At 72.7% G+C, this 19,750-nt stretch carries 28 protein-coding genes; 24 read left to right on the forward strand and 4 right to left on the reverse strand.

Annotation, left to right across the window (positions count from 1 at the left end):
* Nucleotides 1–776: 776 nt before the first annotated feature.
* Nucleotides 777–1,940 carry a sensor histidine kinase gene (locus ACFY3L_RS17650; protein WP_389324376.1) on the reverse strand — a complete coding sequence of 388 codons (1,164 nt, stop codon included), beginning with the start codon at nucleotides 1,938–1,940 and terminating at the stop codon, nucleotides 777–779.
* Nucleotides 1,941–2,082: 142 nt separating this feature from the next.
* Here ACFY3L_RS17650 and ACFY3L_RS17655 point away from each other — a divergent pair, with 142 nt between their 5' ends.
* Entirely contained in the window at nucleotides 2,083–4,203 is a 2,121-nt protein-coding gene (locus ACFY3L_RS17655) for an MMPL family transporter (protein ID WP_389324379.1), read from the forward strand.
* Here the strand turns inward: ACFY3L_RS17655 and ACFY3L_RS17660 are convergent.
* On the reverse strand, nucleotides 4,097–5,050 hold the full coding sequence (locus ACFY3L_RS17660) for an NAD-dependent epimerase/dehydratase family protein (protein WP_389324382.1): 954 nt from the start codon (nucleotides 5,048–5,050) through the stop codon (nucleotides 4,097–4,099). The two genes, ACFY3L_RS17655 and ACFY3L_RS17660, sit on opposite strands and share 107 nt — an antisense overlap.
* Before the next feature lie 58 nt (nucleotides 5,051–5,108).
* Nucleotides 5,109–6,143, reverse strand: coding sequence for a LacI family DNA-binding transcriptional regulator (locus ACFY3L_RS17665; RefSeq protein WP_389324385.1), 1,035 nt, complete (start codon nucleotides 6,141–6,143; stop codon nucleotides 5,109–5,111).
* 110 nt (nucleotides 6,144–6,253) lie between these two features.
* On the opposite strand from ACFY3L_RS17665, the gene ACFY3L_RS17670 reads away from it, so the two are divergent.
* A complete protein-coding gene (locus ACFY3L_RS17670; RefSeq protein ID WP_389324388.1) occupies nucleotides 6,254–6,820 on the forward strand; it encodes a hypothetical protein in 567 nt (188 codons plus the stop codon).
* Nucleotides 6,798–8,249 carry a recombinase family protein gene (locus ACFY3L_RS17675; protein WP_389324391.1) on the forward strand — a complete coding sequence of 484 codons (1,452 nt, stop codon included), beginning with the start codon at nucleotides 6,798–6,800 and terminating at the stop codon, nucleotides 8,247–8,249. The genes ACFY3L_RS17670 and ACFY3L_RS17675 overlap by 23 nt, the downstream gene beginning before the upstream one ends.
* A 47-nt stretch (nucleotides 8,250–8,296) precedes the next feature.
* On the opposite strand, the gene ACFY3L_RS17680 is transcribed toward ACFY3L_RS17675, so the two are convergent.
* Complete coding sequence (locus ACFY3L_RS17680) at nucleotides 8,297–8,692, reverse strand: helix-turn-helix domain-containing protein (RefSeq protein ID WP_389324394.1); 396 nt, start codon at nucleotides 8,690–8,692, stop codon at nucleotides 8,297–8,299.
* Nucleotides 8,693–8,839: 147 nt separating this feature from the next.
* Between ACFY3L_RS17680 and ACFY3L_RS17685 the strand changes: the two genes are divergently transcribed.
* The 21 genes from ACFY3L_RS17685 to ACFY3L_RS17785 all read left to right on the forward strand — a co-directional run bounded on the left by ACFY3L_RS17685 (nucleotide 8,840) and on the right by ACFY3L_RS17785 (nucleotide 19,668).
* Nucleotides 8,840–9,088, forward strand: a complete 249-nt coding sequence (locus tag ACFY3L_RS17685; protein WP_389324397.1) for a helix-turn-helix domain-containing protein — start codon at nucleotides 8,840–8,842, stop codon at nucleotides 9,086–9,088.
* A complete protein-coding gene (locus tag ACFY3L_RS17690) occupies nucleotides 9,088–9,258 on the forward strand; it encodes a hypothetical protein (RefSeq protein WP_389324400.1) in 171 nt (56 codons plus the stop codon). Before ACFY3L_RS17685 ends, ACFY3L_RS17690 begins: the two co-directional genes overlap by 1 nt.
* On the forward strand, nucleotides 9,255–9,428 hold the full coding sequence (locus ACFY3L_RS17695; protein ID WP_389324402.1) for a hypothetical protein: 174 nt from the start codon (nucleotides 9,255–9,257) through the stop codon (nucleotides 9,426–9,428). Before ACFY3L_RS17690 ends, ACFY3L_RS17695 begins: the two co-directional genes overlap by 4 nt.
* 88 nt (nucleotides 9,429–9,516) lie before the next feature.
* The gene (locus ACFY3L_RS17700; RefSeq protein WP_389324405.1) at nucleotides 9,517–10,029 is read left to right on the forward strand and encodes a hypothetical protein; all 513 of its coding nucleotides are present in this window, start codon (nucleotides 9,517–9,519) and stop codon (nucleotides 10,027–10,029) included.
* A complete protein-coding gene (locus ACFY3L_RS17705) occupies nucleotides 10,026–10,631 on the forward strand; it encodes a hypothetical protein (RefSeq protein ID WP_389324407.1) in 606 nt (201 codons plus the stop codon). The genes ACFY3L_RS17700 and ACFY3L_RS17705 overlap by 4 nt, the downstream gene beginning before the upstream one ends.
* On the forward strand, nucleotides 10,628–10,981 hold the full coding sequence (locus ACFY3L_RS17710) for a hypothetical protein (RefSeq protein WP_389324410.1): 354 nt from the start codon (nucleotides 10,628–10,630) through the stop codon (nucleotides 10,979–10,981). Before ACFY3L_RS17705 ends, ACFY3L_RS17710 begins: the two co-directional genes overlap by 4 nt.
* Nucleotides 10,981–11,361: a hypothetical protein gene (locus ACFY3L_RS17715; protein ID WP_389324413.1), complete on the forward strand. Its 381-nt coding sequence runs from the start codon at nucleotides 10,981–10,983 to the stop codon at nucleotides 11,359–11,361. The genes ACFY3L_RS17710 and ACFY3L_RS17715 overlap by 1 nt, the downstream gene beginning before the upstream one ends.
* Nucleotides 11,358–11,747 (forward strand): hypothetical protein, encoded by a 390-nt coding sequence (locus ACFY3L_RS17720; protein WP_389324416.1) that lies wholly within the window; start codon nucleotides 11,358–11,360, stop codon nucleotides 11,745–11,747. Before ACFY3L_RS17715 ends, ACFY3L_RS17720 begins: the two co-directional genes overlap by 4 nt.
* Nucleotides 11,744–12,733 carry a hypothetical protein gene (locus ACFY3L_RS17725; protein WP_389324418.1) on the forward strand — a complete coding sequence of 330 codons (990 nt, stop codon included), beginning with the start codon at nucleotides 11,744–11,746 and terminating at the stop codon, nucleotides 12,731–12,733. The genes ACFY3L_RS17720 and ACFY3L_RS17725 overlap by 4 nt, the downstream gene beginning before the upstream one ends.
* On the forward strand, nucleotides 12,730–13,302 hold the full coding sequence (locus ACFY3L_RS17730) for a hypothetical protein (protein ID WP_389324421.1): 573 nt from the start codon (nucleotides 12,730–12,732) through the stop codon (nucleotides 13,300–13,302). The genes ACFY3L_RS17725 and ACFY3L_RS17730 overlap by 4 nt, the downstream gene beginning before the upstream one ends.
* Nucleotides 13,299–15,098 carry a UvrD-helicase domain-containing protein gene (locus tag ACFY3L_RS17735; protein WP_389324423.1) on the forward strand — a complete coding sequence of 600 codons (1,800 nt, stop codon included), beginning with the start codon at nucleotides 13,299–13,301 and terminating at the stop codon, nucleotides 15,096–15,098. Before ACFY3L_RS17730 ends, ACFY3L_RS17735 begins: the two co-directional genes overlap by 4 nt.
* Before the next feature lie 270 nt (nucleotides 15,099–15,368).
* Nucleotides 15,369–15,617, forward strand: a complete 249-nt coding sequence (locus ACFY3L_RS17740) for a hypothetical protein (RefSeq protein ID WP_389324426.1) — start codon at nucleotides 15,369–15,371, stop codon at nucleotides 15,615–15,617.
* Nucleotides 15,614–15,889, forward strand: a complete 276-nt coding sequence (locus tag ACFY3L_RS17745) for a hypothetical protein (RefSeq protein ID WP_389324429.1) — start codon at nucleotides 15,614–15,616, stop codon at nucleotides 15,887–15,889. The genes ACFY3L_RS17740 and ACFY3L_RS17745 overlap by 4 nt, the downstream gene beginning before the upstream one ends.
* Nucleotides 15,889–16,089, forward strand: a complete 201-nt coding sequence (locus tag ACFY3L_RS17750; protein WP_389324432.1) for a hypothetical protein — start codon at nucleotides 15,889–15,891, stop codon at nucleotides 16,087–16,089. The genes ACFY3L_RS17745 and ACFY3L_RS17750 overlap by 1 nt, the downstream gene beginning before the upstream one ends.
* Nucleotides 16,086–16,448: a hypothetical protein gene (locus ACFY3L_RS17755; protein ID WP_389324435.1), complete on the forward strand. Its 363-nt coding sequence runs from the start codon at nucleotides 16,086–16,088 to the stop codon at nucleotides 16,446–16,448. Before ACFY3L_RS17750 ends, ACFY3L_RS17755 begins: the two co-directional genes overlap by 4 nt.
* A 112-nt stretch (nucleotides 16,449–16,560) precedes the next feature.
* Nucleotides 16,561–17,565 carry a hypothetical protein gene (locus ACFY3L_RS17760; RefSeq protein WP_389324438.1) on the forward strand — a complete coding sequence of 335 codons (1,005 nt, stop codon included), beginning with the start codon at nucleotides 16,561–16,563 and terminating at the stop codon, nucleotides 17,563–17,565.
* Complete coding sequence (locus ACFY3L_RS17765; protein ID WP_389324441.1) at nucleotides 17,562–17,756, forward strand: hypothetical protein; 195 nt, start codon at nucleotides 17,562–17,564, stop codon at nucleotides 17,754–17,756. The genes ACFY3L_RS17760 and ACFY3L_RS17765 overlap by 4 nt, the downstream gene beginning before the upstream one ends.
* On the forward strand, nucleotides 17,749–18,471 hold the full coding sequence (locus ACFY3L_RS17770; protein ID WP_389324444.1) for a hypothetical protein: 723 nt from the start codon (nucleotides 17,749–17,751) through the stop codon (nucleotides 18,469–18,471). The genes ACFY3L_RS17765 and ACFY3L_RS17770 overlap by 8 nt, the downstream gene beginning before the upstream one ends.
* The gene (locus ACFY3L_RS17775) at nucleotides 18,468–18,710 is read left to right on the forward strand and encodes a hypothetical protein (RefSeq protein WP_389324447.1); all 243 of its coding nucleotides are present in this window, start codon (nucleotides 18,468–18,470) and stop codon (nucleotides 18,708–18,710) included. Before ACFY3L_RS17770 ends, ACFY3L_RS17775 begins: the two co-directional genes overlap by 4 nt.
* The gene (locus ACFY3L_RS17780; RefSeq protein ID WP_389324449.1) at nucleotides 18,707–18,976 is read left to right on the forward strand and encodes a hypothetical protein; all 270 of its coding nucleotides are present in this window, start codon (nucleotides 18,707–18,709) and stop codon (nucleotides 18,974–18,976) included. The genes ACFY3L_RS17775 and ACFY3L_RS17780 overlap by 4 nt, the downstream gene beginning before the upstream one ends.
* The gene (locus ACFY3L_RS17785; RefSeq protein ID WP_389324451.1) at nucleotides 18,973–19,668 is read left to right on the forward strand and encodes a hypothetical protein; all 696 of its coding nucleotides are present in this window, start codon (nucleotides 18,973–18,975) and stop codon (nucleotides 19,666–19,668) included. Before ACFY3L_RS17780 ends, ACFY3L_RS17785 begins: the two co-directional genes overlap by 4 nt.
* Nucleotides 19,669–19,750: the final 82 nt, after the last annotated feature.

Consider the following 19,750-nt stretch of genomic DNA (forward strand, 5'->3'; position numbering starts at 1 on the left):
GGCGCTCCAACGAAGGCGTGGGCCAACACGGTGCCCGTGGCTCGCAACCTCCTGCTGCGCCCCGACACGCTCACGCCGTCATCTCCACCGGCGCTCCGGCACAGGCCTGAACCAGCCCCACGACCGTGATCCGCGACCCCACCGCGCTTCGGGGCGCTCATGCAGTCGCCGCTGACGCCGGCGCTCCGGCGCAGTCCTGGAGCAGCCCCACAACCGTGGTCCGCGACCCTCCGCCCGCGTCCCGGCGCGCTCACGCCGCCATCCCCGCCGACACTCCGGCACAGGCGTGAACCAACACTGCGCCCGTGATACGCGACCCTCCGCCCGCGCCCCGACACGCCCACACCCTCATCTCCACCGACACTCCGGCGCAGGCCTGGAGCAGCCCCACGACCGTGGTCCGCGACCTTCCGCCCGCGTCCCGGCGCGCTCACGCCGCCATCCCCACCGACACTCCGGCACAGGCGTGAACCAACACTGCGCCTGTGGTGCGTGACCCGATGCGGCGCTTCGGAGTGCTCACGCCGCCATCTTCGCCGGCGCTCCGGTGCAGGTCTGAGCCAACACCGCGCCCGTGGTTCGCGACACTTTGCCGCACTTCAGGGCGTTCACGCCTGTGCCTCCGGCGGCGCTCCGGCGCAGGCCAACACCGCACTCACGGTTCGCGACTCTGTGCCGCGCTCCGGGGTGTTCATGCCGTCGCCGCCGCTGGTGCTCCGGCGCAGGCCTGAGCCGGCCCCGTGCCTGCAGGTCGCGAGCCCGGCGTGCTTCGGGGCTCACGCCGGCACCACCGCGTTGGCCACCAGTGGCAGCCTGGCCCGCACCTCGAAGCCGCCGCCGGGGCACGGGCCGGCGGTGAGGTCGCCGCCGAGCAGCTCGCACCGCTCTCTCATGCCCGTGATCCCGCGCCCGGGCTCCGACCCGGCCCCTTCCGGGCCGGTGTTCGCGACCAGGACCTCGAGGACGTCGGCGCCCCGGCTGAGCGTGACCGTCACCCGCGTCGGGCCGACGTGCCGGATCACGTTGGTGAGGGCCTCCTGCACGATCCTGTACGCGGTGGTGCCGACGGAGCTCGGCACGTCGCCGGCCACGTCCGCGTCGAGGGTCAGGTCGAGGCCCGCGTCGCGGGCGACCACGGCGAGCTCGTGCACCTGCCCCAGCCCCGGGTGCGGCACCCGCCCGCCCTCGTCGTTGCGGAGCACGCCGAGGACGGTCCGCATCTCGTGCAGCGCCTGCGCGCTCGTCTGCTCGATCGTCACGAGCGCCTCGCGGGCCCGGTCGGGGCGCTGGTCCAGCATGTACGCCGTGACCCCCGCCTGCACGTTGATGATGGCGATCGCGTGCGCGACCGTGTCGTGCACCTCCCGGGCGATCCGGAGCCGCTCCGCGTCCACGCGCGACCGCGCCTCCTCCTCGCGGGTCCGCTCGGCCTGCGCCGCCCGCTCCAGGGCCTCCGCCACCGCGACCCGCCGCGACCGGACCGACTCGCCCAGGGCCGCCGCCATGACGGACGCCGCGATCCGGAAGAACACCCACCCGATCGCCGCCCGCGGCTCCACGTCGGCGCCCGCGATCAGCCAGCCGGTGGCCAGCACGCCGATGCCCGCGCCGGCGACCAGCAGCGACCGGCGGCCGTCACCATAGGCGGTCAGCGTGTACAGCGCGACGAACAGCCCGATCCACCCCGGCCCGTCGGTGAACCCGGTGACGAAATACGCCAGGCTGATCAGCGCCGACGTGACGAACACCGCGACCGGCCAGCGCCGCCGCACGGCCAGGATCAGCCCGCTCGCGACCAGCAGTGCGACGCCGAGATGGCCCAGATCGGTCAGCGGGCGCGACCCCACGTCCTGCGGCTTCGCGAAGGTCCCCTGCACCTGCATGACCGCCACGAGGCAGCCGAGCAGGAGGTCCTGCGTCAGCACCCCCGGTCGTCTCATACCCGCAGCTTAGTGGCCCGGTACGACAGAACCGCTACGACGAGGGGCGCGGCCGGCCCGCGCCGGGTACGCAGATCTGCGTACCCGGCGGCCGCCGCCCGCCTGAGGACGCCGGGCGGGTCGCACCGCGACGATCGTCGGCGTGAACCCATCGCCACCGTACGCAGGGCCGCTCGGCAGGCTCGCCGCCCTCGCCTTCCGCCGTCGCGGCACCGTCCTCATCGCCTGGGCGCTGGCGCTCGCCGCCGCCGTCGGACTGTCGGGGGCCTTCGGCGGCGACCTCGCCACCAGCACCTCGGCGCCCGGGTCGGACTCCGAGCGCGCCCAGCTCCTGCTGCGCGAGCACTTCCCCGCCCGGTCCGGGGACACGGTGCGGGTGGTCGTCCGCGCCGGCGACGTCACCGAGGCCGGTGTGCGGGACCTCGTCGGCGCGCTGCTCGGCCGGCTTCGGGACGTGCCGCACGTCGCGGCCGTCGAGGACCCGTACACCAGCGGCGGCGCGATCACGCCGGACCGGCGGCTCCTCGTCGCCCGGGTCGACCTCGACGTCGCCAACCCGAAGGACATGCCGGTCGCCGACACGCGGCGGCTCCTCGCCGCGGCCGGCGCGGCGCGGCACGACGGGGTGACGGTCGCGCTCGGCGGGCGCGTCGTGCAGCTCGCCGAGGCGGAGCGGAGCGGGTCGGAGCTGGTCGGGCTGCTCGCCGCGGCGGTGGTGCTGCTCGTCATGTTCGGCTCGGTGGTGGCGGCCGGGCTGCCCCTGGCGACGGCGATCGCCGGGGTGGCGGTGAGCACCGGGCTCGTCGGGCTCGCCGCCGCCGTCGTGGACGTGCCGGACTTCGCGCCCGTCATCGGCACCGCGCTGGGCATCGCGCTCGGCATCGACTACGCGCTGCTGCTCGTCACCCGCTTCCGCGAGTGGCGGGCCGACGGCCTCGACCCCGAGGCGGCGACCGTGGCGACGCTCGCCACCGCCGGCCGGTCGGTGCTGGTGGCGGGCAGCACCGTCGTGGTGAGCATGCTGGGGCTCTTCGCGGTCGGACTGTCCATCATGGACGGCACCGCGGTCGTCACGATGCTCGCCGCCGTGGTCGTGATGGCCGCCGCCGTCACGCTGTTCCCGGCGCTGCTCGGCTACCTCGGCGCACGGATCAAACCCGCGAGACAATCCAACGCCGGATGGGTTCGCTGGAGCGGGCTCATCCGCCGGCACCGGGTTCCCGCTTCGGTGGCGAGCGTCGCGCTGCTGCTGGCCCTCGCCGCGCCGTTCCTCGGCGTGCGGTTCAACCTGCCGGACGCGGGCAACGACCCCGCGGGCACGTCCAACCGGCAGGCGTACGACATGCTCGCCGAAGGCTTCGGCCCCGGCGCCAACGGTCCGCTGCTGGTGGTCGCGAAGCTGCCGACCGGCGCGGCCGTGGACCGGCTGCGGACCGCGATCGCCGGCACGCCCGGGGTCGCGTCGGTGTCGCCGCCGCTGCAGGACCGGGACAACAGCACGGCGCTGCTCACCGTCGTGCCCACCATGGGCCCGCAGGAGGCCACGGAGCTCGTCGCCGCCCTGCGCGACGACGTCATCCCGGCCGCGGCCGGCGGCGCCGAGGTCTACATCGGCGGCGCGACCGCCGCGGCGACCGACATCAACATGCTGATCGCCGACCGGCTCGCGTACCTCATCGGCGGGGTCGTGGTCGTGTCGATGCTGCTGTTGCTGATGGCGTTCCGCAGCGTGGTCATCGCCGTCACGGCGGCGGTGATGAACCTGCTGTCGGTGGCCGCGGCGTACGGGGTGGCCGCCTACTTCCTCGAAGGCGGCTGGGCCGGCCGGCTCATCGGCATCGACACCCCCACACCGATGGCGGCGTTCGTCCCGGTCATCATGTTCGCGCTGCTGTTCGGCCTGTCCATGGACTACGAGGTGTTCCTGCTCAGCCGGGTCCGCGACGCGTGGCTGCGCACCCGCGACAACGGCCGGGCGGTCGCCGAGGGCCTCGCCGGCACCGGCCGCGTGATCACCGCCGCCGCGGCCGTCATGGTGGTCGTCTTCGCGTCGATCATCCCGAGCGACCAGGTGTTCATCAAGATCTTCGGGGTCGGCATGGTCGCGGCCATCCTCGTGGACGCGACCGTGATCCGGATGCTGCTGGTGCCCGCGGTCATGCACCTGCTCGGCCGGGCGAACTGGTCGCTCCGGAGATCGGGCGCTCCTCGAACGTCTCCCGGATCGCCGCGTCCAGAGGCTTCCCGGTCGCCGGTTGGATGAACAGCTCCGCGAGCAGCACGTCCGCGAGGTGGGCGGGGTTGACCCCCGACTCCTTGCGCCCCAGTGCCTGCAGCGCGCCGCCGAGCTTCAGCGCGGCGCGCACGGCGGCGGCAGGCATCCGGCGGGCCTTGCGGGGCCGCCCGGCCACGGTCGCGATGCGCTCCAGCATCTCGCCCCAGCGGAGGTTCTCGTCGGCGACGGGAATGTCCTCGCCGCTACCCCGTTCGAGGGCGTCGGCGGTGACCTCGGCCACGGCGCGCGCCGAGGTCACGGCCGTCCCGCCGGTGGGAGCGAGCAGCGGCGACCGGGAGCGGGCCCACTTGTCCAGCGCCGGCGCCCAGTTCGGCAGCCGGTCCCCGGCCCGCCCGAACACGAACGGCAGCTCCAGCACGGCGACCGGCAGCCCCGGCCCGGCCGCCTCGCGCGCCTCGCGGGCCTGTTCGACCCTGCAGCGGATGTACGTGTGGCGCTCGGTCAGCCTGAGCTCGGGGTGCAGCCGGTCCCAGTACGTGTAGTACGAGCCCATGACCACGCCGCGGGTCAGGTGTTCCTCCCGGGCCGCCGCGAACAGCCGCACCACCGGCTCGACGATGTCACGCCGGAACTGCGGATGGATCGGCTTGCGCAGTGCGCGTTGTTCGTCGGTACGGGCCGCGTACACCACTCCGTCGTGCCCGGCGAGCAGCTTCCGCAGCTCGTCGGCCGAAGCGACCGCCATGTCGAGCAGGTGGTCGACCCCCGGGTGCGCGCCGCGCGCCACGGTCGTCACCTCGTGCCCCCGCTCGCGGAGCACGTCCACGACGTGCGCCCCGATCAGCCCGCTGCCACCCACCACAAGAATCCGCACGCCGGATCATGCACGCGGCGCCCACCCCCGTGTCAAGGGATCGTTTCGAATGCGTCGATCACGGATGCCGCGGCCGCAGCGGGCGGGTCGACTCCCGCACGTGCAGGGTGCCCGGCGGCAGGGTGGTGTGGCTGACCTCGCCGGTGTGCAGCGTCCGCAGCAGGGCCCGGGCGGTCAGCTCCGCCTGGTGCGCGGGGGTCTGCTCGACGGCGGTGATCGCCGGGACCGTGATCTGGCACAGGTCGGAGTCGTCCCAGGCGATCACCGACACGTCCCCCGGCACGGAGCGGCCCAGGTCGTGCACGACCTTCAGGGCGGCGGCGGCCATGACGTCGTTGTCGAAGACGACCGCGGTCGGCGGGTCGGCGCCGCTCATCAGGTCCAGCATCGCCCGCATGCCGTCCACCGCGCTGTAGTTGGTGTGCAGCACCCGATGGCGGTCCAGTCCGGCCCGGTCCACGGCGTCGGCGAACGCCGCGTCGCGCTGCCGGGTGTGCAGCAGCTCCGCGACGCCGGCGACGCGGGCGAACGAGCGGTGCCCCAGCGCCCGCAGGTAGTCGGCGACGCGCGCGGCGGTGCCGGCGGCGTCGGCGTCGACGCTGCTGATCGTGTCGGGCCCGGTGTGGCCGCCGATGACGGCGGCGGGCAGGCCGAGCTCGACGAGCGCGTCGATGCGCGGGTCCTGCGAGCGGACGTCGGTCACGATGACGCCGTCGACGTGCCGGCCGGCGAACCACCGGCGGTACACGTCCACGGTGTCGTCGACCTCGTCGACCAGGTGCAGCAGCAGGCTCATGCCGTTGCGGTTGAGCTCCGCCTCGACGCCGCTGAGCATCTGTGTCAGGTACGAGTCGACGATCAGCACCCGCGGCGGGCGCACCAGCACGAGGCCGATCGCGTTGGCGCGGGACAGCCCGAGGGAGCGCGCGGCGAGGTTGGGCGCCCAGCCGAGCTCGCGCGCGGCGGCCAGGACCTTCGCCCGGGTCATCTCGGACACGCCCGACCGCCCGTTGAGCGCATACGACACCGCCGCCTCGGAGACGCCCGCACGGGTGGCGACCTGACGGATCGTGACCCGGCGACTGAACCGCATAAGGCAGACCGTAGGGCGATCAATGCGGCATGTCAACGTCATCATTGACACATCAGCGGCGCCAACTCTAGTCTCCGGACTGATTCGGTTAAGTCTACGGAAGGCAGCCGATGATCAGACCCCTTCTCGCCGCGTGCGCCGGACTCGCCCTGATCCTCACCGCGGGCCCGGCCGGTGCCACCACGCGCGGCGACACCGGCTTCGTCACCCGCCACGGCGACGACCTCACCCTCAACGGCAGGGAGTTCCGCTTCGCGGGCTCCAACAACTACTACCTGATGTACCGCTCACCGGCGATGGTCGACGACGTCTTCGCCGACGCGAAGGCCGCCGGATTCACCGTGCTACGGACCTGGGGCTTCCTCGACATCGGCGCCCAGGACGACACGGGATCCGTGCACCACAAGGAGAACGGCGTCTACTTCCAGTACTGGGACGGCACCCGGCCCGCCTACAACGACGGCCCCGACGGCCTGCGGCACCTCGACCAGGTGGTGAAGTCGGCCCGGGACAAGGGCATCCGGCTGGTCATTCCGCTGACCAACAACTGGAGCGCCTTCGGCGGCATGGACCAGTACGTGCGCTGGCGCGGCGGCGCCCACCACGACGACTTCTACACCGACCCAGTGGACCGCTATTTAGTACACTCCCGCCATGACTCGCCGGCGGCTGCCTGACCTGCTCGACATCTACGCTCGCGTCAGTCGCGTTGGCGACGACCGGCAGCGCTCCACCGAGGGACAGGTCGCCGATTCGACCGCCCGCATCCTCGCGCTCGGCGCCCAGGTCGGCGAGGTCCACGTCGACAGCGGCCGTTCCGCCTGGAACCCGCGGGTTCGCCGCCATGGCTGGGACCGGCTCATGTTGCGGCTGGAGGGCGGCGACACTGGCGGAGTGATCGTCTTCGACCTTGCCAGGTTCAGCCGCCGTCCGATCGAGGGCGAGCGGCTCATCACCGCGGCCGAGCGGGGGCTACTCATCCTGGATTCAGAGGATGAGTACGACCTCACCACCGCCAACGGCAAGAAGGCGTTCCGCGATCAGATGAACAGCGCGGCCTACGAGAGCGACCGGCTGTCCACCCGCGTGAAGCGCGGTAAGAGGCTGGCGGCACTGCGTGGCGAGGCGCCTGTGGCCGTGAGGCCGTTCGGGTTCGAAGCGGACGGCATGACGATCCGCGAGGACGAGGCCGCCGTCATACGAGAGCTGACCGCTCGACTGCTTGCCGGCGAGTCTCAGGAATCGATGATCCGGGACCTCGACGAGCGAGGCATCAGGACGTCGAAGGGCCGCACATGGACGCAGGCCGGCCTGAGGCTGGTCCTGGCTCGGCCACGCAACGCTGGCCTGATCGAGCACGTAGGCGAGATCGTGGGCCGGATGGACGGCACGCCGATCGTGCAGGAGGACACGTGGCGGCGGGTCGTCGCGCTGTACGGGTCTCGTCGACGTGGGCGGCCCGCATCAGAGGAGTACCTGTGCTCCGGCCTGCTGTACTGCGGTCGGTGCGGGCACACGCTCACCGGGCGGCCTCGTACCGTGGCGAAGCCGTACCCGGACGGTGCGCCAAGGCGTGAGTACTGGTGCCAGGTGCGCGCCACCCGCGGCGCTGGCTGCGGGCGAATCACGGTGGATCAGCGCGCCGTGGACTCCAGGGTTCGCGCGCTCGTCGTCGACATCCTCGGCGATCCACGGCATGCTGCCGCAGTGGAGGACGCCGCTCGGGCAACCCGCAACGCCAAGGAGCAGTTGCAGACGGAACTTGCTGAGTGCGACCAGCTGATCGAGTACCTGGACGACCGACTCAGCCGGCGCGAGATCAGCCGAGCACGGTACGACCGGATGGTGGCACCGCTGGAAGCTCAGGGCGCCGAGCTGCGCGGGCGGATCGAGGCGCTCGGAACAGAGGCTGCGTCGGGCCGCGGGGCCTTGGAGGATGAGGTGGCAGCGAGTCGTGAGGAGTGGGAGCGGCGCTGGGCCGGTGCGACGCCGGCAGAACGGAGGACGCTGATCCGCCGGGCGCTACGTGGCCGCCGGATCGTGGTTCTGCCGGTCGACTCGAATGCTGCGCGCACGTTCCACGAGGACCGGATCGTCATTGAGTAGCCAGCCGACGCCCTTGTTGCCGACACGCATGGGCCGGATGTGGTTGGTCAGCGCCGGTTGGCTTGACTCTCCTCGTAGAGATCCATCAGTCGGCGGATGATTTCGATGCGGGCCTCTGCCGGCAGATCAAGCCGGGAGGCCCGGTCGATCTCGGCCTGGATGTCGAACTTGGGTGGAAGGCCCGGTTGGGGTTCCGCGGGTTGACCGGCTGAGGCTGGTTCGCCGCCGGCCAGGATGCGCTCAATGCTGCCCGGCAGCCAGGCAAGTGCTGCCTCGATGCTTGCGATGCTGCGTTCAGCAGGTTGTCGCGCGCCCTCTTCGGCGCTTGCCCAGGTGTTGCGCGCAATGCCGGCTCGCAGGGCCGCCTGGCGCTCGCTGAGCCGGAGCTCGACGCGGCGTTCGCGGATCATGCGGGCGAGGCGAGTTCGCGGCTCCTCGTCCATGCGGTCATCATTTCAGCTCAAGTCTGCTCAGGCTAGCTCAACGTGCATTCACTCACATCGAAGTCTTGCGCCATCTGAAGCGACCGCGGCTCAGATTGAGCCAACTTGCGCTTGCTCAATCTGGCTCAACTGACATACAGTCGGCCCATGACCCAAGCCACCACGACGCCCGCGTCACCGGCGGTTGAGGTCGACGGAGCGGCCGTTCGCGAGCTGCGCAAGCAGCTCGGGGACACCATCTCTGCCCTCGCCCCTCGCGTGCCCATGTCTATCGGGTTTTTGAGCCAGATTGAACGCGGCACTCGCACCCGGGTTTCACCCCCCAAGTTCAAGGCGCTCGCCGCTGCCCTGGGCATCGCGGACAACCCCGACGCCATCAAGCGCAGCGCCGCCTGATGACCGACGAACAGCGGATCCTCGATTGGGCGCGACGCGAGGCAGCCAAGCTGCCGCCATTCACGGCGGACGAGGCGCGCGAGGTTGGTCTCATCGCCGCCCGCATCGACGCACGCCGCGCCGAGACGGCACGACAGTCCCAGACCAGCACCACGGCGGCTGCGGCATGACCCGGCTGCTGAAGGCCGGCTTCGTGCTCGTCGCCCTGGCCGCGCCCGTCGCGGCGGCCGCCGACGTGCGGTCGACGCCCGACGAGCGTGCCGGGGTCCTGCTGCTGGCCCTGCTGGTCGCCTGGGCGGCCGGCTCCCTGGTCGCCGGCCAGCGCCGGCGACGCACCTAACCCACCCAACGGATCAGGGACCCAGGGTCAGGCCGGTCGGACGGCCTCGCACGACTCCCGGATCCCCTACCACGGAGGAGATTCTCCGATGACCCACACCGTACCGACCGGCCCGCCCAGGCGCGAACCGGACCTCAGCGGCTTCGACGACTACCTGGCCGCGGCCCGGAAGCTGCGCGCCGTCAACCGCGACGCCCTGGGCGCCGTCCTCGACGGCATCCAGCTCGACGCCGGCGAACGGCACATCGTCAACCTGCTCGCCGAGATGCCCGCCGACACCGTCGCCGCCGCCCTGCAGCTGCTGGAGCGCTGCCGCGCCGGCGCCGGTGCCTACACCACCCGGCTCACCCTCGCCGCCGGCGAGATCGAGCGCGCGTACACCAACGACCTGGCAGCCCGCTGGCAGATCCTCGACGCCAAGGACGAGGCGACCTGGCACGACATCACCGGGCTGGTCGAGTGCGACGACAACGCCTGCTCGGCGGCCAACGAGCCGGGCGGCACCTGCGTCGCCGTCCTGTCGACCGCGTGGGCGGGCGGTGTGGTGCACCTGCACTCCGCCGAGACGGTCCACGTGCGCATCCCGGCGAGTGCCTGGTGACCGCCGCACCGGCCACGGTCGGCTTCTCGCCGTGGGAGCTGTACGCGGACTGCCTGTGCGGCGCCAAGGCTGGCGAGCCGTGCAAGACGGGCAGCACCGGCGCGGCGCGGCTCGTCGTGCACCACAGCCGCCGCCCCGTCGACGACACGACCGGCGCCGGGTTCGTGCCCGTCCTGACCCGCGACGAGCGGCTCCTGCTGGCCCGCGTCCACCGCTGGGCCCGCGAGAAGCTGCACACCAGCCCGTACAGCTCTCGGCCCCGCTGGGAGCCGGAGTGGACCATCGGCGGCCACGGCGGCGCGTGGCGGCGCACCACCACCGAGGCCCACCCCGAGGTCTGCACCGTCTGGTGGGGGCCCGGAAACGGTGACGAGGTCCGCGTCCAGATGCGGGCGAGCCGGTACGGCGAGGAGCTGCTCGACGTGTCGTTCCGGCCGCGCTGTGTTCGCGAGGCCGTGGACGTCCTCGTCGCCCTGGGCGTGCTCCCCCAGCACCTGTCGTCGGCGTACCTCACCGGCTACATCGCCGGTCTGCGGCGGAAGGGCACCGGCGCTGCCGGCGGGCTCACCGCTGGCAGCGGCCAGCTCGGTGGTGCGGCATGACGAGCGGCTACATCATCGCCGGCCTGCTGCTGCTCCTGGTCATCCTCGGCTTCGCCCTGCTCGCCTCGGACGGCGACGTCGCCGAGGCCTACGACCGCATCACCGAGCTGGAGCGCGAGAAGCGGCAACTGGCCCTGGACGAGGCAGCCGCGCGCAAGGACGCCGCGGCCCTGCGGGAGGAGCTCGAGCGGGCGCGTGAGGCGCTGCGGTGGCAGGCGCAAGACGCCAGCGCGGACAAGCCCGTCGAGTACCTGCCCGTCTGGACCACCGGCGCACCGCCCGAGGCCATCGACGAGGAGTTCGACGGCATCATGCGCCAGAACTTCCTCGACGGTGGGGAGGCCAGCTGATGGCTTCGCAGTCGCTCACCACCGTTGTGCTCCTCCTCTGGCTGGCCTGCTGCGCCGTCGTGCTCGTCGCCGCCGTCATGGCGGCACGGCGGCTGCCCAACCTGGACCGCCGGCTCATCTCCAACTGGCAGCTCATCGTCGACCTGGCCACCGCTGCCCGCCGGCGGATTCAGCAGCGGCGCCGACGCGCCGTGGACACCTCCGACCTCACCGCCAGTAGCCACGCACCGCGGCACCTCGCCTCGAGTGATCCGCGGTGGCGCCCAGCGCACCGCGAGACCAGCCCGCGGCACGTCGGGCAGCACACCCAGGCGACGCAGCTCGTGCACCCGCGGTACATCGGGCGCTGCCCGGTCACGACCTCGGCGGCCGCGCAATGAGCCGCGCCGGCACGATCTACCTGCTGCACTTCGAGCGGCCGTACCAGCACGCCCGGCACTACCTCGGCTGGGCCTCCGACCTGGAGGCCCGCCTCGCCGACCACCTCGCCGGCCGCGGCGCCCGGCTCCTCGCCGTCGTCCGGTCCGCGGGCATCACCTGGTACCTCGCCCGCACCTGGGACGGGACTCGCGCCCGCGAGCGCCAGATCAAGCGCCAGGGCGGCCTCAGCCGCAGCTGCCCGCTGTGCGGCGTCCAGCCGGCCCGGGCCGCGGACCGCGCTGCGCTGCGCGTGATGGTCCGCCGCTACCCGACGTTCATGCCGCCGGCGGTCCGCCGCCTGGTCCTGCCCACTGTCACCCTCGCCAGCACCGGAGGTCTCCTGTGACCATCACCATGACGCCCGACGTCGCCAAGATCCTGCGGAACCCGTTCCCGCCCGAGGTCGTCGGCAAACTGCCCCGTGTCTGGTGCAAGTCCTGCCGTGACGCGCCTCGCGGCCAGACCTGCGACAAGCACCGCAAGGTCAAGTGCAACGACTGCCGAAACACCATCACCGAGGCACACCTGCACCTCGACTACGTCGGCCACGCAGAGACGACTGACCGCCTGCTGCAGGCCGACCCCGGGTGGTCCTGGGAGCCGGTTGCGTTCAGCGCCGAGGGCCTGCCGGTCATCGACGCGTTCGGTGGCCTCTGGATCCGGCTCACCGTCGCCGGCGTCACCCGCCTCGGGTACGGCCACGCGGAGGGCAAGAAGGGCCCGGACGCGATCAAGGAGGCGATCGGCGACGCGATCCGGAACGCCGCGATGCGCTTCGGCGTGGCACTGGACCTGTGGGGCGCGACGTTCAAGGAGGACGACGACGCCGCGGCCGAACCGGAGCAGCCGAAGAGCGAGTCGCGCGAGACGAGCGCGGCCGCGGCGGATAAGCCGAAGCCGCCGTCCGCCGCCGACCTGCGCGACTGGGCGCTCAAGCCGGGCCGCACCGCCGACGAGATCCGCGGCGAGCTGCGGCGGCTGTGGGCCGGGCACCCGACGGTGGCGAAGCGGAAGCTACAGAACGAGACCGGCGACCAGGAGGAGCTGGGCACCATGCTGGCCCGGCTCGCCGACGCCGCGCCGGTCGACCCGCCCGAGCCGCCGGCGCCGGACGCCGTGCCGATGGCCACCCACGACCAGCTGACCCGCATGCACATCCTGTGGGGCAAGCTCGGCTACGCGGGCGACCCGAACCGCGCCAACCGGCTGAAGATCACGGCCAACCTCGTCAGGCGCGAGGTCGGCAGCAGCAAGGAGCTGACGGCCTCCGAGGCCACCACGGTCATCAACGCGCTGCAGGATCGCGCCTCTCAGCAGGCGGTTGCGGCGTGAGCGACTCCGACCTGTGGCCGGCGCCCGCCGACCTGCCCCCGCTCCCGCCGGCGGAAGCACCGCCCGTCAGCCGGCTGGACCGCGTGCGGGAGGTCCTCCGCCTGGAGGGCCTCGCCGCCGCGGCCGCCGCCCGCGCCGCCGAGGTCCGCGCCAGCCTGCAGGACGAGGCCCGCGCCGAGTACGCCCGCGAGAAGACCGCACCGTCGTGGCGGATGCCCGACGTGGCCACCGTGTCGCTCTCGATCAGCAAGGACGCGATCGTCGTCTCCGACGCTGACGCGCTCATCGCCTGGGTCAAGGAGCGGCACCCCCACCAGATCCGCACCGTCACCACCGAGCAGATCTGGCCCGGCTTCCAGACCCAGCTGCTCGCCGACTGCGTGCCCACCGGCGAGGGCGACCAGGTCGCCGACCCGAAGACCGGCGAGGTCGTGCCGGGCGTGGCCGCGCGCAAGGGCGGCGTACCGAAGTCCCTGTCGATCACCGCGGCAAAGGGCGTCAAGGACGCGTTTGCTGCCTACGGTGCCGCACTGCTCGACGAGGTCCTCGCCGGCGAGGTGACCGCGTGAGCCACCGGCCGACCGCTGAGCAGGCCGCGATCGTCGACGCCTCCACCACCGGGGAGCACCTGGTGGTGGAGGCCGGCGCCGGCACCGGCAAGACCAGCACCCTCAAGCTCCTGGCCCGCGCGAACCCGCGCCGCCGCGGCGTCTACATGGCCTACAACAAGGCAATCGCCACCGAGGCCGCCCGCGACTTCCCCCGCACCGTGCTGTGCAAGACCTCGCACGGCCTGGCATTCCAGGCGATCGGCCGCCGATACGCTCACCGGCTCAAGGCACCGCGGATGCCCGCCCGAGAGATCGCGAAGCTCCTGCGGATCAACGAGCCGGCGAGGGTCGTCGACGAGCTTGGCCCGCTCGCCCCGCAGCAGCTCGCCCGCATCACCATGCAGACCGTCGAGAAGTTCTGCTACAGCGCGGACCAGCAGATCGAACGGTGGCACGTGCCGAAGCTGGCCGGCCTCGACGGCGTCAACGCGCGGCAGGCCCTCGCGCAGGTCATCCTTCCGCACGCCCGCCGGGCATGGGAGGACATCAGCCGCATCGATGGCGTGCTGCCGTTCAAGCACGACAACTACCTCAAGCTCTGGGCGCTCGGAAACCCGATCCTGCCGGGCGATTACGTGCTTCTCGATGAGGCCCAGGACTCCAATGCCGCGGTGGCCGGCATCGTCGAGCGGCAGAACGCGCAGCGCATCCTTGTCGGCGACCGGTCCCAGGCCATCTACGGCTGGCGCGGCGCGACCGACGCGATGGCGACCTTCCAGGGCCGCCGCCTGCAGCTGTCGCAGAGCTTCCGGTTCGGGCCCGCGGTGGCGGAGGAGGCCAACAAATGGTTGGCCATCCTCGATGCGCCGCTGCGGCTGACCGGTCACCAGCCGATCCGGTCCGAGGTCGTCAGCCTCGCCCTACCGGACGGGCCCGACGCGATCCTCTGCCGCACCAACGCGGAGGCGGTCAAGCAGGCCTCAGCCGCGCTCGACGCCGGCGTCCCAGTCGCTCTGGTCGGTGGCGGTGACGACGTGCGCCGGCTCGCCGAGGCCGCGATCGAGCTGCAGGCCGGCCTCGGCACGGCACACCCCGACCTGATGGCGTTCTCGTCCTGGGCCGAGGTCCAGGACTACGTGGCACAGGACGCCGCCGGCGCCGACCTGGCCGTCGCGGTGAAGCTGATCGACGATCACACCGCTGAGGGCGTGCTGCGGATCCTCGGCTCGCTCGTCGACGAGCACCAGGCGCACCTCGTGCTCTCCACCGCGCACAAGGCCAAGGGCAGGGAGTGGAAGCACGTCCGGATTGCCGACGACTTCCGCGAACCGCGGATCTCCGAGGACCGGCCGGACCCCCAGGTGCCGCGCGAGGACGCGATGCTGGCCTACGTCGCCGTCACCCGCGCCCGACAGGTCCTCGACCGGTCCGGCCTGGCCTGGGTCGACCGCTGGGCGCCGACGGACCGGATCGACCGGCCGAGCGCGGCCGCGCTCCTCGAGGACGACGCCGCGCTTGAGCGCCACCTCCGGCAGATCGCCGCCCGCGAGGTGCCCCGGCCGTCGATCGACCGCCTGATCGAGGCGTCGAGCCTCGGCACGCCGGACGCGGTCGCGCTGCGCGAGCAGGCCCGCCGCGACGTCGCCGGCGAGCTGACCGGCATGCCGGAGGAGCAGGCCGACTGGGACGGCGACGAGGCGTGGCCGGAGCCGGTGCCCGTCGACGAGCCCGTCAACCAGCCCGTCGATGAACCCGTCACGCCGGACGAGGAGGCGCTGCGGATCGCGGCTGTCGACGCCGTCTGGTCCAGGTGACCTCGTGACGCCGCTGCAGGAGCAACCCGTGGAGCCGAGCGCACCTGAGCGCACCAAAGCGCACCAGATCGCACCATGCGCACCGGGTACACCTGCGCCCACCTCGGCATACGTTGACGGCCCGGCCGCCCGGGGCGCGGCGGTGAGCGACCTCAACGACGACCGGTGCACCTGCTCGGACTGCATCGGTGAGGGCTGGGACGACCAGCCGGGGCCGGATGGCGCCGGGCTTGCCGTCACCACCATCACGCCAGCAGGGAGGTACCTCTGATGCCAGCGACACCGACCAGTCGGCATGGCTGCCCGGGGGACTGCGGCGAGACGGTCGCGCAGTCCCAGCTGGCGTGCCGCGCGTGCTGGCCGCTGCTGCCCGCGCCACTGCGGGACCGGATCAACACCGCCTACCGGGCCCGCCGCATCGCACCCTTCGACGCCGAGCGGGTCACCGCCCACCGCCGCGTCCTGGCGGAGGCGCTCGACTGGTACCGCGCGAACCCGCCCGGCAGGAGGCGTTCGTGAGCCAGTTCCCGCGCGCCACACCGCGCCCGGGCCGCCGAACGGTGCGCCCCGGGGCCAAGCAGAGCCGCGTCCAGCGGCACCCGTTCGAGTGGGACGAGTCCATCCCGCTCGACCACCGCAAGCGCAAGACGTGCAGCTCGTGCCGCATGGTCGGCGCTCCTGGCGACGCGCACCACCTGGCCGTCGACGAGCCCGCCCAGGAGTACCCGCAGCAGGACCCGGAGACCCGCCAGCTGGAGCTCCGGCGCCTCGGCGAGCGGGACGACGACTGATGGCCCGCGCCGCTACCGGCATCTGGGTTGGTGCCAGCTACGCCCTCGGCCGCGACGTGCCCGTTGACGGCCCTTACCCGCACATCTGCGGCATCAACCTGACCAGCCGACACACCCGCGAGCGAATCCGGCTCCGGCGCATCGACTGCGCCGCCTGCACGCTCGTCGCCGCCGCCGCCGAAGAGGAGATTCGCACATGACCAGGTACGTCACCACGACCGACCAGATTGCGGACTCGCTCCGCGAACTGGCGGACCGCTTCCAGCGCGCACTGCTGACCTTCCCGGAGTCCAGCGTCAGTCTCGACATCCAGGTGTGCCAGCACGGCGGCCCCGAGGCCGACCGCCGAAGTGCCGTCACCGCCCTGTGCAGCGGCATTCTCGGGCAGGCGTCGGGCAAGAACGGCAGCAGCCTCTTCGGTACGCCTGTCGGCGGCGTCGACGTGGACCACATCAACGTCGACATCTACACGGGCGTCGCGTCGGCACGCGAGCTGGAGCTGGAGGCGGAGAACGAGCGCCTGCGTGCGCAACTCGCCGCGGCCTCCATCCCGGCCTGACGCCATTCCCCGCACTGCCTCGGCGCGGTCTCCACTTCCCCGGTGACCGCGCCGAGCCGCACCCACCACAACATCCACAGTTATCGATCATGAAAGGCGGGGACCGGCCACCATGGCGCGCAGCTACGCCAACATCGTCACCGCCATCTGGGACAACGAGGCCTTCCGACGGCTCAACGCGGTCGACCAGCGCACCTACCTGATGCTCGTGACACAGCCCGACATCAGCGCCGCCGGCGTCCTCGCCATCACCGACCGCCGCTGGGCGCGCTACGCCGCCGACACCACCATCGACGACATCACCGGGTCGCTCGCGCGACTGGCCGACACCCGGTTCCTCGTCATCGACTGGGACGGCGACGAGCTGCTCGTCCGGTCCTTCGTCCGCTGGGACAAGGGGTACACCAACCCCAAGCGGCGCATGGCCATCTTCGCCGCATGCCGAGAGGTCCGGTCGCCCACCGTGCGCCGCGCCCTCGCCGCCGAGCTCCGCCGCCTGGGCCTGCCCTCCGGCGACCTCGAAGACACACCCGATAGCCCATCGGATAGCCCATCCACCCCTCGCGATGACCAGCCCATCGACGCTGGCCTAAACACGCAGGAAGAAGGGCTATCCGATAGCCAATCCGATGCCCAATCGAATGGGGCAGGGAGTGTGGGTACTACAGGTACTACCGGATCCCCCACACACCACACACCACACTCCCCCACCCTCCAGCCGGCCAGCCGGCTGCCGGAGGAGGAGCGAACAGCCGAAGCAGAGACAGCCCTCGCCGACGCCGTCCGCACTATCCGGCCCGAGTGGTCCGCCCGATCCATCCGGCGCGCACTCAGCCACCCCGACGTCCTCGACCGCCCGTGGTCCCTCGTCCAGGCCGCCATGCTCGCCGTCGCCCACGACCGGACCAGCCAGGCACCCGGCCGCCTCCCACACGACGGCCCCTGGTGGACACCACCCCGCCGCCCCGATCCGCCGCGCGTCCTCCCCGCCGGCGACACGGACTGGCGCGACCGCGTGCCCTTCGGCGCCCGCCCTGACCCGGCCGTCGCCGAACGCACCCGCCGCGGCGTCGCCGCAGCAGCCGCCGCCATCGCCCGATCTAGCGAGGCCACATGACCACCCGACGCGAGGCGGCCGCCCACGCATCCGCGGCCGCCGCCATCGCCCGAGCCACCGCCCACGTACCGCCGCCAGACGACGACTGGCCCGAACCCATCCCCGTCGACACCCGCCCACCCAGCACGTACGTGACGCCCGACATCGCACGCCAGATCCGACTCGAAGCCGAGGAGAGCCGCAATGGATGACCAGAACCCCCAAACCCCAGACGACGTCACCGCCGCCGGCACCGGTTCCTCGCGGCGCGCGCAAGACGGCATCCAGCGCCTCGTGAGCCACGTACAGGCGCGGCTGGCGCAGGCCCAGGGTGAGGACCTACCCCAGGAGCTGCTCGACGAGCTGGCCGAGCGTGAGCGGTCGCAGCGTGCCGATGCCGCGTACCGGCTCGCGCACCGCGCCTTCCAGCTCGGCCGTGAGGCGGCAGGTGCGACGCCGTTCGCCGGCGACCTCGATCCGGAGCTGGCGGACGCGCTCGGCGCCTCGACGCCGCTGCCGCGGTCCGAGCTGCTGCCCGAGGTCCGCCGGCTCGTCGCCGAGCGCAGCGTCTCCGTCGGACAGCTCACCGTCGACCTGGTCCCCGGCGGGCTCCGCAGCGTGCCGCAGGACCGCTCCGGCGACGGTGTGCCCGAGGTCGCCCAGGCCGTCGTGTTCGCCCTCCGCGCGTACGACCAGCGCGCCCACGTCAGCGCCCGCCTCTACGCCGGCCCCGACCCCGGGCACCTCGCGCTCGCCGGCGAACTCCGGCTCCGGCCCCACGAGTACAGCGCTCTGCAGGACGCCCTCAACCCGCCGCAGCAGGCGCAGCAGCCGCCCGTCGAGCGCCAGTGCTTCATCGAGGAGCCGCACGCCGGACACCGCTGGTACGCCGACGGCACCCCGCTCACCTGCGGCGGCCAGGTATGAGCGCCGGCGCCGTCCTCGGCTGGATCGTCCTATACCGAGCCGAAGGCCGCTGGTGCCTCGACTTCGACGGCGAGGTCCACCCCACCCGCGAACGCGCAGACGAAGCCCTCGGCCTGGCCGTCGACGGCGGACACCGCGCCGTCCTCGTCGAAGCCAGCTGGGTCCAACCCCCGCCGCGAACCTCCAGTGCCGAGCTCCTCGACCAACTCGCCGACCGGGCGCAGCGCGCCGTGCCATGAGCAACTACCGGCCCCACGAGCGCACCGCAAGCCGGCTCGCCCGCTGGCGCCAGCTCGCCTCCACCGGCATGCCCGTCGACGACATCGCCGCCGAACTCGGCATCGACCGACGAGCCCTCGACCAGATGGTGTGCCGCGCCCGCCGGCGCGGCCACCCAGACGCCATCTACCACCCCACGGCCGTCCTCCCCGGCCAAGGCACCGCCCACATCATCCGCAGCCGCGCCGCACACGTCCGCCGCAGACGCACCCAGGAGCAGCGTTGACCCACCAGCACCACCTCGACGCCCAGTCCGCCCTCTGGTCGCTCCGCGCGGCCAGGGAGGCCCTCGACGTTCACGTCTACGCCGCCCAGCGCGAGCGCGGCATGGCGCTCGTCGAGGCCGCCGACGGCATCGGCTCACAGCGGTTCGGCACCCGCCGCGCCCTCGGCGGCCGACCCGGCGACCCCACCGCCAACGCCGCGGTGAACGGCACCGCGGCCGCGAGCGCCAGCGCCGTCCTCAGCCGCCGCGCCGAGCAGCTCGCCGCCAGCACCACCGCCACCCTGGCGTGGCTCGCCCGGGAGCTGCGCCTCGCCGGCGCCAGCGACCCGCTCGACCGCCTCCAGGCCGCCGCGGCCGCGCTGCCAGTGCACCACGCCGCCCGGCTCGCCCTCTGGATCGCCGAAGCCGACCAGCGCATCCGCCAGTACCTCATGCTGCCCGTCGACGAGCACCTCCAGGCCGAGCAACTCGCCGCCCGCCTCACCACCGCCGACCGGCCGATCACCGCCGACCGCATCTGGGACTGGGCCCGCCGCAGCCGACGCCGCGGCGACAAGCTCCACGGGCTGCTCCCCGCCGTCCACACCCCAGGCCAGCGGACCGGCAACGCCTGGTACCGCGTGCGCGACGCTGAGCGCGTCCTGACGGTCACGGCCAGGGCAAAGGCAAGTGTTGGCGACCAGGCGGCGTGATCATGTACCCTGCTCTCACAGTCTGCCTCTACAGGTGGCCTGTGCCCACAGCCCGGTCGAGCACACTCCCGGGCCCGCGAGT

Origin of the sequence: Dactylosporangium sp. NPDC000521, from assembly GCF_042898305.1 — a bacterium.
GTDB lineage: Bacteria > Actinomycetota > Actinomycetes > Mycobacteriales > Micromonosporaceae > Dactylosporangium.